General features: G+C 65.0%; 12 protein-coding genes. 7 read left to right on the forward strand and 5 right to left on the reverse strand.

The features are described from left to right. The first annotated feature begins 206 nt into the window (after positions 1 to 206). Together ACWAT4_RS35930 and ACWAT4_RS35935 are read left to right on the forward strand one after the other, a co-directional pair. Positions 207 to 668: an Hsp20 family protein gene (locus ACWAT4_RS35930; RefSeq protein WP_212297237.1), complete on the forward strand. Its 462-nt coding sequence runs from the start codon at positions 207 to 209 to the stop codon at positions 666 to 668. Between the two features lie 316 nt (positions 669 to 984). Further along, positions 985 to 1755, forward strand: a complete 771-nt coding sequence (locus tag ACWAT4_RS35935) for an alpha/beta fold hydrolase (RefSeq protein WP_212297238.1) — start codon at positions 985 to 987, stop codon at positions 1753 to 1755. Positions 1756 to 1810: 55 nt separating this feature from the next. Here the strand turns inward: ACWAT4_RS35935 and ACWAT4_RS35940 are convergent, their stop codons facing one another. Then, entirely contained in the window at positions 1811 to 2566 is a 756-nt protein-coding gene (locus ACWAT4_RS35940; RefSeq protein ID WP_449729295.1) for a hypothetical protein, read from the reverse strand. On the opposite strand from ACWAT4_RS35940, the gene ACWAT4_RS35945 reads away from it, so the two are divergent. The 3 genes from ACWAT4_RS35945 (at position 2565) to ACWAT4_RS35955 (ending at position 9383) form a co-directional block, all read left to right on the forward strand. Continuing rightward, entirely contained in the window at positions 2565 to 2741 is a 177-nt protein-coding gene (locus ACWAT4_RS35945; RefSeq protein ID WP_212297240.1) for a hypothetical protein, read from the forward strand. The genes ACWAT4_RS35940 and ACWAT4_RS35945 overlap by 2 nt on opposite strands. Positions 2742 to 3056: 315 nt before the next feature. Next, positions 3057 to 7790: a glutamate synthase large subunit gene (gltB, locus tag ACWAT4_RS35950; protein WP_212427620.1), complete on the forward strand. Its 4734-nt coding sequence runs from the start codon at positions 3057 to 3059 to the stop codon at positions 7788 to 7790. Between the two features lie 141 nt (positions 7791 to 7931). Further along, complete coding sequence (locus ACWAT4_RS35955; RefSeq protein WP_212297242.1) at positions 7932 to 9383, forward strand: glutamate synthase subunit beta; 1452 nt, start codon at positions 7932 to 7934, stop codon at positions 9381 to 9383. 219 nt (positions 9384 to 9602) lie between these two features. On the opposite strand, the gene ACWAT4_RS35960 is transcribed toward ACWAT4_RS35955, so the two are convergent. Beyond that, entirely contained in the window at positions 9603 to 11345 is a 1743-nt protein-coding gene (locus ACWAT4_RS35960; RefSeq protein ID WP_212427619.1) for an outer membrane beta-barrel protein, read from the reverse strand. A gap of 193 nt (positions 11346 to 11538) precedes the next feature. On the opposite strand from ACWAT4_RS35960, the gene ACWAT4_RS35965 reads away from it, so the two are divergent. After that, complete coding sequence (locus ACWAT4_RS35965; protein WP_212427618.1) at positions 11539 to 12546, forward strand: KpsF/GutQ family sugar-phosphate isomerase; 1008 nt, start codon at positions 11539 to 11541, stop codon at positions 12544 to 12546. A 90-nt stretch (positions 12547 to 12636) separates the two neighbouring features. Here the strand turns inward: ACWAT4_RS35965 and ACWAT4_RS35970 are convergent, their stop codons facing one another. After that, positions 12637 to 13188, reverse strand: coding sequence for a carboxymuconolactone decarboxylase family protein (locus tag ACWAT4_RS35970; protein WP_212427617.1), 552 nt, complete (start codon positions 13186 to 13188; stop codon positions 12637 to 12639). A gap of 71 nt (positions 13189 to 13259) precedes the next feature. On the opposite strand from ACWAT4_RS35970, the gene ACWAT4_RS35975 reads away from it, so the two are divergent. Continuing rightward, positions 13260 to 13637 (forward strand): winged helix-turn-helix transcriptional regulator, encoded by a 378-nt coding sequence (locus tag ACWAT4_RS35975; RefSeq protein WP_212427616.1) that lies wholly within the window; start codon positions 13260 to 13262, stop codon positions 13635 to 13637. A 91-nt stretch (positions 13638 to 13728) separates the two neighbouring features. On the opposite strand, the gene ACWAT4_RS35980 is transcribed toward ACWAT4_RS35975, so the two are convergent. Both ACWAT4_RS35980 and ACWAT4_RS35985 read right to left on the reverse strand, forming a co-directional pair. Continuing rightward, positions 13729 to 14172, reverse strand: a complete 444-nt coding sequence (locus ACWAT4_RS35980) for an NfeD family protein (RefSeq protein ID WP_212426181.1) — start codon at positions 14170 to 14172, stop codon at positions 13729 to 13731. 55 nt (positions 14173 to 14227) lie between these two features. Then, entirely contained in the window at positions 14228 to 15235 is a 1008-nt protein-coding gene (locus tag ACWAT4_RS35985) for an SPFH domain-containing protein (protein WP_212297248.1), read from the reverse strand. Positions 15236 to 15306 lie beyond the last annotated feature (71 nt).

Consider the following 15306-nt stretch of genomic DNA (forward strand, 5'->3'; position numbering starts at 1 on the left):
TGAAGCAAGTGCTGCAAATCAAGGGGCGGGAGCGCCGAAAAGGCGCCATTGCCGCCCTCTTGAACGCCGTCTGGACCCACCCATATCATCTGAGTGCAGGCCGCTACCAGTGTTTCGGAACCGGAACATCAGGCTGCACACAGACGAAAGCCCGGCCCGATTGGCGGGCGGGTTACCTGAACAGTCGCTCAATGGAGGACTTGACCATGCGTACCTACGATCTCACCCCGTTCTATCGTTCCACCGTCGGCTTCGATCGCCTCTTCAACTTGCTCGACCAGGCAGGCTCTGACGGCAGCCCCGGTTATCCCCCCTACAACATCGAGCGCACCGGCGAGAACGCCTACCGCATCACCGTCGCGGTCTCCGGCTTCGCCAAGGATGAGCTCTCCATCGTCGCGAAGGAAAACACGCTGACGATCAAGGGCGAGAAAGTCGCAGGCGAGAACTCGAAGTCCGAAGTGCTCTATCGCGGCATCGCCGCCCGCGCCTTCGAACGCGCCTTCCAGCTTGCCGACTTCGTGCAGGTGAAGGACGCCTCGCTCGAGAACGGCCTGCTCCATGTCGACCTCGTACGCGAGATTCCCGAAGCCAAGAAGCCGCGCCAGATCGCGATCAACGCTGGCCCAACGAAGGCGCAGGTGATCGAGAGCTCGGTCGCCGCTTAAGCGCGCACGCCGCTTTCAGGTTGCGAAAACGCCCCGGTGCCCCGGGGCGTTTTTTCGTTTTTGCGCGGCTCTCTCCGCATCGTCGTCCCGGCGAAGGCCATACCGCGTGATCTATCGAGCATGCACGGCGGGAGTACCAAACTCCAAGTCTTCGCCAAACATCGCCCGGTGGCTATGGGTCCCGGCCTTCGCCTGGACGGCACCGTTTGTTTGGCTGCCCTTTTTGCACCGCATCACAGAACGGTGAGCCGTGTAACGCCACGGCGTCCCGCTCCGTCCTTTGGACATCGCATCCAAAACAAGACGGAGAACGATCATGACTTTCTGGCGCAGCCTTTTCGTCGCCGCGAGCCTGCTGGCGGCTCCCATCAGCCTGGCCCATGCACAGACCCCGCAGTCCGTGAAGGCCAAGAACGTCGTGCTGGTGCACGGCGCCTGGGCCGACGGCTCGAGCTGGTCGGAGGTGATCCCGATCCTCCAGGCCGCAGGCCTTCACGTGACGGCCGTGCAGAATCCGCTTTCGTCGCTTGCGGACTCCGTCGAGGCGACCAAACGCGCGCTGGCCGAGCAGGACGGTCCGACGGTGCTGGTCGCGCATTCCTGGGGCGGCACCGTGATCAGCCAGGTCGGCACCGATCCGAAGGTCACCGGTCTTGTCTACATCGCCGCACGCGCGCCCGATGCCAACGAGGATTTCGTCGCGCTGTCGAAGCAGTTTCCGGCGGGCCCCGCGCGCGCCGGCATCGTCGAGCGCGACGGCTATACGAAGCTTTCGGAAGACGCGTTCCTGAAATATTTCGCCAACGGCGTCGCGCCGGAGCGGGCGAAGGAGCTCTACGCCGTGCAATGGCCGACGGCCGCCTCGATCTTCGCCGGCCGCACAACTGAAGCTGCCTGGCACTCCAAGCCGAGCTGGTATGCGGTGTCGAAGAACGACGGCACCATCAATCCCGATCTCGAACGTTTCCTCGCCAAGCGGATGAACGCAACCACGATCGAGCTCGACGCCGGCCACCTCTCGCTGGTGTCGCATCCGAAGGACGTCGCAAATTTGATCCTGGACGCTGCGGGCTATCCGCGGAGCTGAAGCACAGATGCTGTGAGGCAAAAGCGCCCGCGTCTTCGGGCGCTTTTGTCTTGCTCTAATCCAGCCCCTGCGCGGCCGGCATGTCCTGCGTCGGCAGGATCGTTGCGGCCGGCTTGGCCTGGCCGACGGTCGGAGCGGCGGCTTGCGGCGCGGCTTCGACGGGCTTGGCCTGCACGGCGGCGGTCTGCTGCGCGGGCTGGGCCTGCTGCGCCGTCTGATCTGCGGGCTTGGCCGCCACCGGGGTCTCGGCGCGCGGCGGGGCGGCCTTGGGCAGCGGCACGGTGCGGCTGGCAACATGCGGGATCGGCGCGGGCGGACGCGGCGGGCCGCCACGGACCATGGTCGGCGGCGGCAGCGCGCTTTGGGGCCGGTAAGGCACCACCGCAGGCTCCTCATAGGCGGGCGCCATGCCATAGGCATCTGCGGCCGGCATGAAGCGGATGATCCGGCCGTCGCGGGCGTCGATCACGAGCCGGCCATCATCGCCGCGGCGGTCGATCACCGCGATGGTATAGACAGCGCCGCGCAGGCGCGGGATGCCGAGTGGCGAGAAGCCGTTTTCGCGGAGCACCGCGTAGACCTCGGTGGGCGGCAGCAACGCCGGCGCCGGGCCGCGCTCCTCATAACCATAGCCGTAACCGTAACGCGGCGGCGGAGACGGCCCAGCTTCGCCCGGCCCGTACGGCCCATCGAAATCCGAGACCGAGATCATGGCCCCGCCCCCGATACCGCTCGGTGGAACTTGCGCCTGGACAGCAGTTGCAGCCAGCACCAGCGTGGTGGCAGCCACACATCCTGTGAAAAACTTCATGGTCGACACGCTCCTGTCAGGCCCTCCGATGCTCGCGCTCTTTCGCTTCTTGCGGCGTGGCGCGCCTTTCGAAGGGCTGATCCGGAGCTTCATCCGGGATTTCGGCGCCGCTTGGGCCGGATCGCGGCGCGTTTGCTTCAAAACCGGGGCCGCGCAACTTTCGGAAAGCGATTGATTGACATATCGGGAATCGGGACTTCCGCGCGCTTGTGTGATAGACAAAAATTTGGCAAGGTGATTGTTAGGACAGGAAGACTGTCTCAATTTTGCTTGCGGTCCCGGCATAGGGATTGCAACGAAAGTCGGTGCTTTCGAGCATCATAAGGCAACAGGCAAAGCCGTTCTCGGGGACGAAGAGCGCCTTGGCCTGAATTTAAGAAAATGCGGCTCGCAGCGGACGAGCGGTGACCCAGAGGCGGGTGCCGCGGAACGCCCAAGGTGCGCCGAAGATGGCGGTGAGGCAGCTCGCCGCATGGAGAGGATTGGAACAATGAACGGGTCGCAATTCGAGCGCGGAAACATCGTGGCAGAAGAGCTGTCGGCGACGGTCGCCTCGAAAACGACCGATCCGATTCAGGAACACAATTCCCGCCCCAAAGCCGAAGGTCTCTACGATCCGAGCCTGGAAAAGGATTCCTGCGGCGTCGGCTTCATCGCTAATATCAAGGGCAAGAAGTCGCACGAGATCGTCTCGGACGCGCTGAGCATCCTCTGCAACCTCGAACATCGCGGCGCCGTCGGCGCCGACCCGCGCGCCGGTGACGGCGCCGGCATCCTGGTGCAGATCCCGCACGCCTTCTTCAGCCGCAAGGCCAAGGAGAACAAGTTCGAGCTGCCCGCGCCCGGCGAATACGCCATCGGCGCGCTGTTCATGCCGCGCGACACCGCTTGGCGCAACGTCATCAAGAGCATCATCGCCGACCAGGTCAAGGACGAGGGCCTGACCCTGCTCGGCTGGCGCGACGTGCCGACCGACAATTCCTCGCTCGGCGTCACCGTGAAGCCGACCGAACCCGCCTGCATGCAGGTGTTCATCGGCCGCAACGGCGTCGCCAAGACCGAGGACGAATTCGAGCGCCGGCTCTACATCCTGCGCAAGTCGATCTCGCAGGCGATCTACCAGCGCCGCGACCGCGGGCTCGCGGGCTATTACCCCTGCTCGATGTCCTGCCGCACCGTGATCTACAAGGGCATGTTCCTCGCCGACCAGCTCGGCAAGTACTATCCCGATCTGCACGAGAAGGACTTCGAGAGCGCGCTCGCGCTCGTTCACCAGCGCTTCTCGACCAACACCTTCCCGGCGTGGTCGCTGGCGCATCCCTATCGCATGATCGCGCATAACGGCGAGATCAACACGCTGCGCGGCAACACCAACTGGATGGCTGCGCGCCAGGCTTCGGTGAGCTCGGAGCTCTACGGCAAGGACATCAGCCGGCTGTGGCCGATCTCCTACGAAGGCCAGTCGGACACCGCGTGCTTCGACAACGCGCTCGAATTCCTGGTGCAGGGCGGCTACTCGCTGCCGCACGCCGTCATGATGATGATTCCGGAGGCGTGGGCCGGCAATCCCTTGATGGATGAGAAGCGCCGCGCCTTCTACGAATATCATGCCGCGCTGATGGAGCCGTGGGACGGCCCCGCCGCGATCGCCTTCACCGACGGCCGCCAGATCGGCGCCACGCTCGACCGCAACGGATTGCGGCCGGCGCGCTATCTCGTCACCAAGGACGACCGCATCGTGATGGCGTCCGAAATGGGCGTGCTGACGATCCCCGAGGACCAGATCATCACCAAGTGGCGCCTGCAGCCCGGCAAGATGCTGCTGGTCGACCTCGAGCAGGGCCGCCTGATCCCGGACGACGAGATCAAGGCCGAGCTCGCCAAGAGCCATCCCTACAAGGAGTGGCTGGAGCGGACCCAGATCGTGCTGGAAGAGCTGCCGAAGGTGCCGACCACCGGCGTGCGCTCGAACCTGTCTCTTTTAGATCGCCAGCAGGCGTTCGGCTACAGCCAGGAAGACATCACCATCCTGATGACGCCGATGGCGGCCACCGGCGAGGAAGCCGCGGGCTCGATGGGCAACGACACGCCGATCTCGGCGCTGTCGGACAAGGCCAAGCCGCTGTTCACCTACTTCAAGCAGAACTTTGCGCAGGTCACCAACCCGCCGATCGATCCGATCCGCGAGGAGCTGGTGATGAGCCTCGTCTCCATCATCGGACCCCGGCCGAACCTGTTCGATCTTCAGGGCCTCGCCACCACCAAGCGCCTGGAAGCGCGCCAGCCGATCCTGACCGACGCGGATCTCGAAAAGATCCGCTCGATCTCGGACGTCGCTGAATCGCACTTCAAGTCGCGCACGCTGGACACCACCTTCCACGCCGGTCTCGGCGCGGCCGGCATGGACCAGGTGCTGGATGAGCTCTGCGCCCGCGCCGAGAGCGCGGTGCGCGAAGGCGTCAACATCATCATCCTGTCCGACCGCATGGTCGGCACCGACCGCGTGCCGATTCCGTCGCTGCTGGCCTGCGCGTCCGTGCATCATCACCTGATCCGCACCGGCTTGCGCACCTCGGTCGGCCTGGTCGTCGAATCCGGCGAGCCGCGCGAAGTGCATCACTTCGCCTGCCTCGCGGGCTACGGCGCCGAGGCGATCAATCCTTACCTCGCGTTCGAAACCATCATCGCGATGAAGGACCGCCTGCCCGGCTCGCTCGACGACTACGAGATCGTCAAGCGCTACATCAAGTCGATCGGCAAGGGCCTGCTGAAGGTGATGTCCAAGATGGGCATCTCGACCTACCAGTCCTATTGCGGCGCGCAGATCTTTGACGCGGTCGGCCTCAAGGCGGACTTCGTCGCAAAATTCTTTGCCGGGACGCACACCCGCGTCGAGGGTGTCGGACTTGCCGAGATCGCGGAAGAAGCCGTGCGCCGTCACGCCGACGCATTCGGCGAGGCGCAGGTCTACAAGACCGCGCTCGACGTCGGCGGCGAATATGCCTATCGCAGCCGCGGCGAGGACCATGCCTGGACCGCGGAATCGGTCGGGCTTCTCCAGCATGCTGCACGCGGCAATTCGCTGGAACGCTATCGCGCCTTCGCAAAAATCCTCAACGAGCAGTCGGAGCGCCTTCTGACGCTGCGCGGCCTGTTCCGGATCAAGAACGCGGAAGAAGAGAAGCGCAAGCCGATCCCGCTCGACCAGGTCGAGTCGGCCAAGGACATCGTCAAGCGTTTCGCCACGGGCGCGATGAGCTTCGGCTCGATCTCGCGCGAGGCGCACACCACGCTCGCGATCGCGATGAACCGGATCGGCGGCAAGTCGAATACCGGCGAAGGCGGCGAGGAAGCCGACCGCTTCAAGCCGATGCCGAACGGCGATTCCATGCGTTCGGCGATCAAGCAGGTCGCCTCGGGCCGTTTCGGCGTCACCACGGAGTATCTCGTCAACTCCGACATGATGCAGATCAAGATGGCGCAAGGTGCCAAGCCCGGCGAAGGCGGCCAGCTGCCCGGCCACAAGGTCGATGCGACCATCGCCAAGGTCCGGCATTCGACGCCGGGCGTCGGCCTGATCTCACCGCCGCCGCACCACGACATCTATTCGATCGAGGATCTGGCGCAGCTGATCTACGACCTCAAGAACGTCAACCCAACGGGCGACGTCTCGGTCAAGCTGGTGTCCGAGATCGGCGTCGGCACGGTCGCCGCGGGCGTCGCCAAGGCGCGCGCCGACCACGTCACCATCGCAGGCTTCGAGGGCGGCACCGGCGCTTCGCCGCTGACCTCGATCAAGCATGCCGGCTCGCCCTGGGAGATCGGCCTCGCCGAAACCCACCAGACGCTGGTGCGCGAGCGGCTGCGCAGCCGCATCGTGGTCCAGGTCGACGGCGGCTTCCGCACAGGCCGTGACGTCGTGATCGGCGCGCTGTTAGGGGCCGACGAGTTCGGCTTTGCGACCGCGCCGCTGATTGCGGCCGGCTGCATCATGATGCGCAAGTGCCATCTCAACACCTGCCCGGTCGGCGTCGCCACCCAGGATCCCGTCCTGCGCAAGCGCTTCACCGGCCAGCCCGAGCACGTGATCAACTATTTCTTCTTCGTCGCGGAGGAAGTCCGCGAGATCATGGCCTCGCTCGGCTTCCGCACCTTCAACGAGATGGTTGGCCAGGTGCAGCTGCTCGACCAGACCAAGCTGGTGGCGCACTGGAAGGCCAAGGGCCTCGATTTCTCAAAGCTGTTCGTCAAGCAGAAGGAAGAGAAGGGTCAGAAGATCTATCACTCCGAGCGCCAGAACCATCATCTGGAAGCCGTGCTCGACCGCTCGCTGATCGAGAAGGCGCAACCTGCACTCGACCGCGGCGCGCCGGTGAAGATCGAGGCCAAGATCAACAGCACCAACCGCTCCGCGGGTGCGATGCTGTCGGGCGCGGTCGCCAAGATCTACGGTCATGCCGGCCTGCCGCACGACACCATCCATGTCGGCCTCAGGGGTACTGCCGGCCAGGCCTTCGGCGCGTGGCTCGCCAACGGCGTCACCTTCGAGCTCGAGGGTGAAGCCAACGACTATGTCGGCAAGGGTCTCTCGGGCGGCAAGATCATCGTCAAGCCGCCGGCCAACAGCGGCATCGTGCCGGAAGAGAGCATCATCGTCGGCAACACCGTGATGTACGGCGCCATTCAGGGTGAGTGCTACTTCCGCGGCGTCGCCGGCGAGCGTTTCGCCGTGCGTAACTCGGGCGCGGTCGCCGTCGTCGAAGGCGCGGGCGATCATTGCTGCGAATACATGACCGGCGGCATCGTGGTCGTGCTCGGCAAGACCGGGCGCAACTTCGCTGCCGGCATGTCCGGCGGCATCGCCTACGTGCTCGACGAAACCGGCGGCTTCGACAAGCTGTGCAACATGGCGATGGTCGAGCTCGAGCCGGTGCTGTCGGAAGAGCTGATCAACGCCGGCACCTATCACCACTCCGGTGACCTCGAGGCGCATGGCCGGGTCGACGTGTTCAAGGACCTGCTCGATTCCGACGTCGAGCGGCTGCACGTCCTGATCACGCGCCATGCGAAGGCGACCGGCTCCAAGCGCGCCGCCGACATCCTGGCCAACTGGAAGGAATGGCTGCCCAAATTCCGCAAGGTGATGCCGGTCGAGTACCGGCGCGCGCTGCGCGAACTGGCCGCCAACGCGGACGCCGAGCCGAAAATCGCGATCGGGGCGTAATTCTCACAACGCGTCATTCCGGGGCGCGCGAGGCGCGAACCCGGAATCTCGCAAAACAACCTCCAGGTTCCGGGTCTGCGCGCGGCGCGCACATCCCGGAACGACGGAAAAGAAACCTAAGCGGCAGGGACTTCGGGTTTAATGGGCAAGATCACGGGTTTTCTCGAAATCGAACGGCATGACCGCAAGTACACCCCGGTCGCCGAGCGCGTGAAGCATTACAACGAGTTCGTCGTTCCCTTGACCGAGAAGGAAACGCGCGACCAAGCCGCGCGCTGCATGAATTGCGGCATTCCTTATTGCCACGGCACCGGCTCGGTCGCGCCGGGTACGCCCGGCTGCCCGGTCAACAACCAGATCCCCGATTTCAACGACCTCGTCTATCAGGGCAATTGGGAAGAAGCCTCGCGCAACCTGCACTCGACCAACAATTTCCCGGAGTTCACCGGCCGCATTTGTCCTGCGCCATGTGAAGCGTCCTGCACACTCAACATCGACGACAACCCGGTCACCATCAAGACCATCGAATGCGCAATCGTCGACCGGGCCTGGGACAATGGCTGGCTGAAGCCTGAAGTGGCCACTGTGAAGACCGGCAAGAAGGTCGCCGTGATCGGCTCCGGCCCGGCCGGCATGGCCTGCGCGCAGCAGCTCGCGCGCGCCGGACATGACGTGCATCTGTTCGAGAAGTACGCCAAGGCCGGCGGACTGCTTCGCTATGGCATTCCCGACTTCAAGATGGAGAAGGGCGTCATCGACCGCCGCGTCAAGCAGATGGAAGGCGAAGGCGTCACCTTCCACTACAACAGCCATGTCGGCGCCGACGGCAATGTCGATCCGCGCGAGATGCTCAACCAGTACGACGCGATCGCGCTGACCGGTGGCGCGGAAGCCCCGCGCGATTTGCCGATCCCCGGCCGCGAGTTCGACGGCATCCACTACGCCATGGACTTCCTGCCGCAGCAGAACCGTCGCGTCTCCAGCGAGCCGCTGAATGGCGTCACCGAGATTTTGGCCGGCGGCAAGCATGTCGTCGTCATCGGCGGCGGCGACACCGGAAGCGACTGCATCGGCACCTCGCTGCGCCAGGGCGCGCTGTCGGTGACCCAGCTCGAGATCATGCCCGCCCCGCCCGAGCGCGAGAACAAGGGCCTGACCTGGCCAAACTGGCCGCTGAAGATGCGCACCTCCTCGAGCCAGGCCGAAGGCGCGGTCCGCGAATTCGCCGTGCTGACGCAGAAGTTTTCGGGCGAGAACGGCAAGGTCAAGAAGCTGCACTGCGTGCGCGTCGACGACAAGTTCAAGCCGCTTCCCGGCACCGAATTCGAGCTCGACGCCGAGCTGATCCTGCTCGCCATGGGCTTCGTCCATCCTGTGCACGAGGGCTTGCTCAAGCAGCTCGCGGTCGACCTCGACCCGCGCGGCAACGTCAAGGCCAACACGCTCGACTACCAGACCTCGCGCCCGAACGTGTTCTCCGCCGGTGACATGCGCCGCGGCCAGTCGCTGGTGGTGTGGGCCATCCGCGAAGGCCGGCTGTGTGCAAGGTCGATCGATACGTTCCTGATGGGGAAGACGGATCTGCCGCGGTAAGCTGCGGCTCGCTCTGCGATAGCGCAGAGCTAGACAATCATTCCGCTGTCGTCCTGGCGAAAGCCAGGGCCCATACCGCGGAATCTATCGATGGCGATCGGTTGCGGTACAGAACTGCTAGTCTTCGCCAAATCAATGCCGGTGATAATGGGTCCTGGCTTTCGCCAGGACGACACCTGAGGACTTGGCAGCGCTGTACCACCCAGCGACGCGCCGCCGCTAATTCTGCAACCTCACCCCCAGCATCACCACCGTCCCCTGTGAGCTCGCTCCCGCGACGTTCGAATCCAGGATGTCGTGGCGCAGCGTGCCCTTGATCCAGACGTTGCGGTTGAGCTTGTAGATCAGATTGCCTTCGAGCGAGTAGGTCTTGTCGTTGCGATTCTGGCCCTGGTAGTCGTAGGTGCCGTAGGTGAATTTACCGATCGCGGTGAGCCAGCGGCGGAAGTCGTGGTCGACTTCGGCGGCGTAGGTGTGCACCAGCACGCCGGAAGAGCCGGGAATCGTGGTTTCCGCGATCTGCGTGTCGGTGTTGAACTTCACCGTCGTCAGCCCGCTCGCGTTCCAGATCAGCGAGCCCGAGGTCAGGAAGCCCGAAAGCTGGCTCAACCGCGGATCGACATAGTTGCGCGCGGAATAGCCGACCGAGACTTCGCCGGTGAGGATGCGCGAGAACTCGAAGGACGAGCCGACCTTGGCGTAACCGCCGGATGAATCGCGCAGATAGCCGTTGCGATCGGCGGCCTGGTCGTGGACGCGGTTGTCGCCCTCGATCTCGACGAACGGCTTCAGGCCCGGCTTGAGCTCATAGGAGAAACGTCCGACGCCGCCATACTGGTTGAAGTCGCGGTCGTCGTTGCTGAAGGTCGAGCCGTCAGTCAGCTTGGAATCGGTATAGGCAGTGCGATCCACCGTCGCGCCCGCCGCGACCTGGAAGCGGTTGAAAGTCTGGTCGAAGCCGAAGGTGCCGCCATAGGTGGCGTAGACGGGATATTTCTGCAGACCGGCCTGCACATTCGGGCTGCCGGGATTGTCGGTGGCGAGCCGCAGGCGCAGTTGCGAGGTCAGCTTGAGGTCGCGGTCGACGTCGAAGCGGCCGTCGACATGACCGGTGAAATCGGGACGGTTGATCTCGACCGGCGACGGCGAGGGGAAGCCGTCGATCGTCGCGGGCATGTTGTTGGTGTAGCCCGAGAACGAGCCGCGCAAGTCAGCGACCAGCGCGTGGCGCTCCCAGTCGGACATCACGAGCAGATCAGGCGCAACCACGTAGACCGGCGAGCCGACCGGCTTGTTCAGGCGCGCCGGGTTGGTGTCGTAGCCGGCGGAGAGCTCGAGCCCGCCCTTGATCAGAAAGCTGCCGGCGTAATCGCCGACCGCGCCGAACGCATCGTCGTCGGCCTTAAGACGGCGGCGCAGCGGCTGACCGGGCACGTTGCCGGCCATCGCCGGCGATACCGGCGTCTTGTGCGCGGTCTCCGATGGCGGCGGTGCAATGCGCGGCGGGCCGAGAGTGGACACTGGCGCTGCAGGCGGCACCGGAGAGCCCGGGCCGGCGGCGCGCTTCGGCTTGGGCTGGCCCGGATAGAGCTTTGGCTGCTGGCGCTTCCGGTTGAGCGAATCGTAGCCGGAGCCGCTCGCGCCGTTGGCCGCGGGCAGGCCGTAGGTCGGCACCTGGCCGACGCGCGTCGTCGCGGGCGCATCGCTCTTCCTGCGCGGGTCGTCGTTGGGGTCCGGCGGCTGCGGGACCGCATCCGAGGGGGCCTGCGGCACGCCGGCCGTGCGGCGCGTCGGCAGCGTGTCGGGCGCGGCGAAGCCGCCGCGGCTGGGATTGAACAGGTCGGGTGTGAGGCTCTGGGCGGCCGCTGGGCCAGTTTCCAGCGCGGTCAGCAGCAGGCATGGCAAAGCGGCGCGGAAGGCGTACGCGCGACTGCTCCGGCCCCTACCTGGAGGCGACCCCACGATGGAATAACTCCAACGAAATCAACCACATTCGCGATGACCTCCCGCTCGCTCGCGGGAACCATCGTTAATGGAGTTAAAACAATTATGGTTAATGACCCGTTGAGGGTTTTGGAGCTCGCGTCGCCTCAGAGGCTGGGGCGTGCTAAGCAGGCCGGCAACGGGCCAATGCCCCTCCTCCCTGGACCAAAACATGCCGAGCTCGAAACCGCTGATGACCCAATCATCCGGCCCCACATCCACAAGCGTCGAATCCGCGCTCCGCACGCTGGAAACCGAGAGCGGCGGCATCAACGCGCTCGCGGCCGCCCTGCGCGGCCCACTGGGCGAGGCGTTCGCCAAGGCGATCGATCTGATCCGCAACGCCAAGGGCCGCGTCATCGTCACCGGGCTCGGCAAGTCCGGCCACATGGCGCGCAAGATCGCCGCGACCCTGGCCTCGACGGGCACGCCCGCCTTCTTCGTCCACACCGCGGAAGCCGCCCATGGCGACCTCGGCATGATCACCACCGACGACGTCATCATGGCGCTGTCCTGGTCCGGTGAGCAGCCGGAGATGAAGACGCTGGTGAACTATTCCGCGCGGTTTGCGATCCCGATGATCGCGGTGACGTCGAACGCGGCGTCCTCGCTCGGCCAGGCCGCCGACGTCGTGATCGAGCTGCCGAAGGCCCGCGAGGCCTGCCCTCACAATCTGGCACCGACGACGTCGACGATGATGCAGGTCGCGATCGGCGATGCCATTGCGATTGCGCTGCTCGAAGGCCGCGGCTTCACCGCGCTGGAGTTCGCGCATTTCCATCCCGGCGGCAAGCTGGGGGCAATGCTGAAATTCGTCCGCGACTACATGCGCACCGGCGCGGAGATCCCGGTCAAGCCTGAAGGCACCAAGATGTCGGACGCGGTGATGGAGATGTCGGCCAAGGGGCTCGGCTGCGTCTGCATCGTCAACGCCGCGAACGAGGCCGTCGGCATCATCACCGACGGCGATTTGCGCCGCCACATGCGGCCCGATCTTTTGACGGCCTCGGTCGACGACGTCATGACCACGCAGCCCAAGACGGTGCCGCCCTCGATGCTCGCGACCGAGATGATCGAGGTGTTGAACACGCGCAAGATCACGACGCTGGTCGTAACCGAGGCGGGCAAGGTGGTCGGCATCGTGCATCTGCACGATCTGCTGCGGGCGGGCGTGGCTTAGTTTCGAGTGCGGTCGTTCCGGGGCGATGCGAAGCATCGAACTATGGTGCGCAATTGCGCACCTGAGAGTTTCGAGATTCCGGGTTCACGCTTACCCCGGAAACCGCGCCGCCTTCTCCTCCAGCGGCAGTCTCAGCCCGTTCGCAAGGTACGACACCGTGCGGTAAAAGCCGCACAGCAGCATGACCTCCAGAATCTGCGCCACGTCGTAATGCGCCGATAGCGCGGCAAACTCTTCATCACTTAACGTCGCGCGGTGATGCAATCCGTCCGCCGCCGCGATCAGGGCCTGCTCGGCCGGCGACCAGCAGGGTGACGTCGCATCGCCCGCGACAGTGGCGTGGACCTCGTCCTCGGTGAGCCTCGCAGGACCGGCGAAAACCGCGACATGGACGCCCCATTCATATTCGCAACCATTCAGCGCACAGGTACGATCGATGACGATCTCGCGCTGGCGCAGGGAGAGCGGACCCGGATCAAGAAGCCCGCCGGCGCGAAACTTGTCCCAGGCGCGGGCGTGGCCCGCCATCACCCGGAACAGCACCAGCGGCGGCGCTCCGCGCATGATGCGGTCGAACTGCGCCTGGATCTCCGGGGGATAAGGCGGCGCGAGCGGGGCAATACGCGGCGTCGGGGATGACATGAGCGTCGTCCTTGCTACAATTATTGTAGCACGATGCTACATTATTCGTAGCAACACGCAAGAGGGTCGCGATGGCAAGACGAGCAGCATCAGGAGAACGCCGCGCGCGCGGCTCGCGCACCGGCCGGCCGATCATGGTGCTGCTCGACCTCCTGGGCCGGCGCTGGAGCCTGCGAATATTATGGGAGCTGCGCGATGAGCCCCTCACTTCGCGCGCGCTGCGCGCGGCCTGCGACGAGGCTTCACCAACCGTGTTGCAGGCGCGGCTGAGCGAGCTGCGCGAGGCGCGGTTCGTGGAGCTCGGAGATGGTGGCGGCTATGGGCTGACGACGCTGGGGCGGGAGCTGTGCGAGACATTCATGCCGCTGCACCGGTTTGCGGAGAGGTGGAACGTCTCTTCCCCCTCTCTCCGCTTGCGGGGTGAGGGGGAGTCTCCGCGCAGACGGTAAAAGACGGATTCGCGGAGAGTCCCCCCTCACCCGGATTGCATCTGCGATGCAATCCGGCCTCTCCCCGCAAGCGGGGAGAGGCGAAGAGTCCTTACGCCGCCGCCACCGTCAAATTCGCACCGTCCACCTGGACCACCTTCACCCGCGTGCCGGCCGGTGTGTCCGGGCCGGCCACGCGCCATACCGTGTCCCCGATGCGCATGGTGCCGTTGCCGTCGATGATCGGCTTCTCCAGCGTGAACTCGTGGCCCAGCAGCGCCTCGCTCCGCTTGTTGAGGAAGGGGCTGGCGCTGGCATCCGGCTTCGGCCGGGCGAGGCGGCGCCACACAGGCACGGCGGCGGCAGCGAACACTGCAAACATCACGAGCTGGATCTGCCAAGAGATAACAACGGCGAACGAGATCAGACCGACCAGCAACGCGGCCAGCCCGAGCCAGAACAGAAATACACCCGGCGCGATCACCTCCAGCGCCATCAGGATGAAGCCGAAGATCAGCCAGTTCCAGGTGCCGAGCGAGACGAACATGTCGGTCATGATACGACCTCCAAATATTTGCGCATGATCTTAGCGGAAGATCATGCGCCGTTCCTTACCCCTGCCGCGGCGGGACTGCCGGCGGTGTTGTGCCACCGGCCGGCGGCACCGAGCCGGTGCGGCGTGCAGCAGCGGACGCGGACGCCGCGCTTTCACCGAACGTCGCCTTCGCGATCTCGCCGATGCCGGCGAGCGAACCGAGCATGCTCGTCGCCTCCATCGGCAGCATGATGATCTTCTGGTTTGGCGCGTCCGCGAACTGGCCGAACGCCTTGATATATTTGTCGGCGATAAAGTAATTCAGTGCAGCGACGTCGCCCTTGGCTATGGCCTCACTGACCATTTGCGTCGCCTTGGCCTCCGCCTCGGCCGACCGCTCACGCGCTTCGGCATCGCGAAATGCGGCTTCCTTGCGGCCCTCGGCCTGGAGGATCTGGCCCTGCTTGGCGCCCTCGGCGCGCAGGATCTCGGACTGACGCTGGCCTTCGGCGGCCAAAATGTCGGCGCGCTTGACGCGCTCGGCCTTCATCTGGCGGCCCATGGCTTCGACGAGATCGGCGGGCGGCACGATGTCCTTGATCTCGATGCGATTGACCTTGAGACCCCACGGCGACACCGCGGCGTCGACGACGCGCAAGAGGCGCTCGTTGATCTCGTCGCGATGCGACAGCACCTGGTCGAGATCCATCGCCCCCATCACCGAGCGGATGTTGGTCATGGTCAGGACGGTGATGGCCTGGGTGAGGTTCGAGACCTCGTAGCTCGCCTTCGCGGCGTCGAACACCTGGTAGAAGGCGACGCCGTCCACCGTCACGGTGGCGTTGTCCTTGGTGATCACCTCCTGCTCGGGGATGTCGATCACCTGCTCCATCATGTTGATCTTGCGCCCGACGCGATCGAAATAGGGCACGATCAGATTGAGCCCGGGGCTCAGCGTCTGGGTGTACTTGCCGAACCGCTCGATGGTCCAGTCATAGCCCTGCGGCACCGTCTTCACGCCGGCGATCAGTGTGACGATGACGAGCAACACCAGCACAATCGCGAAAATATCGAAACCGCTCATATTTCCTCCAAGGCGGGAAAAGCCCCTTCCCGCGCTGCCATTGGTCGGGACCAGGACCCTACCGGTTCAGC

It is taken from the genome of Bradyrhizobium sp. T-1 (genome assembly GCF_053592855.1).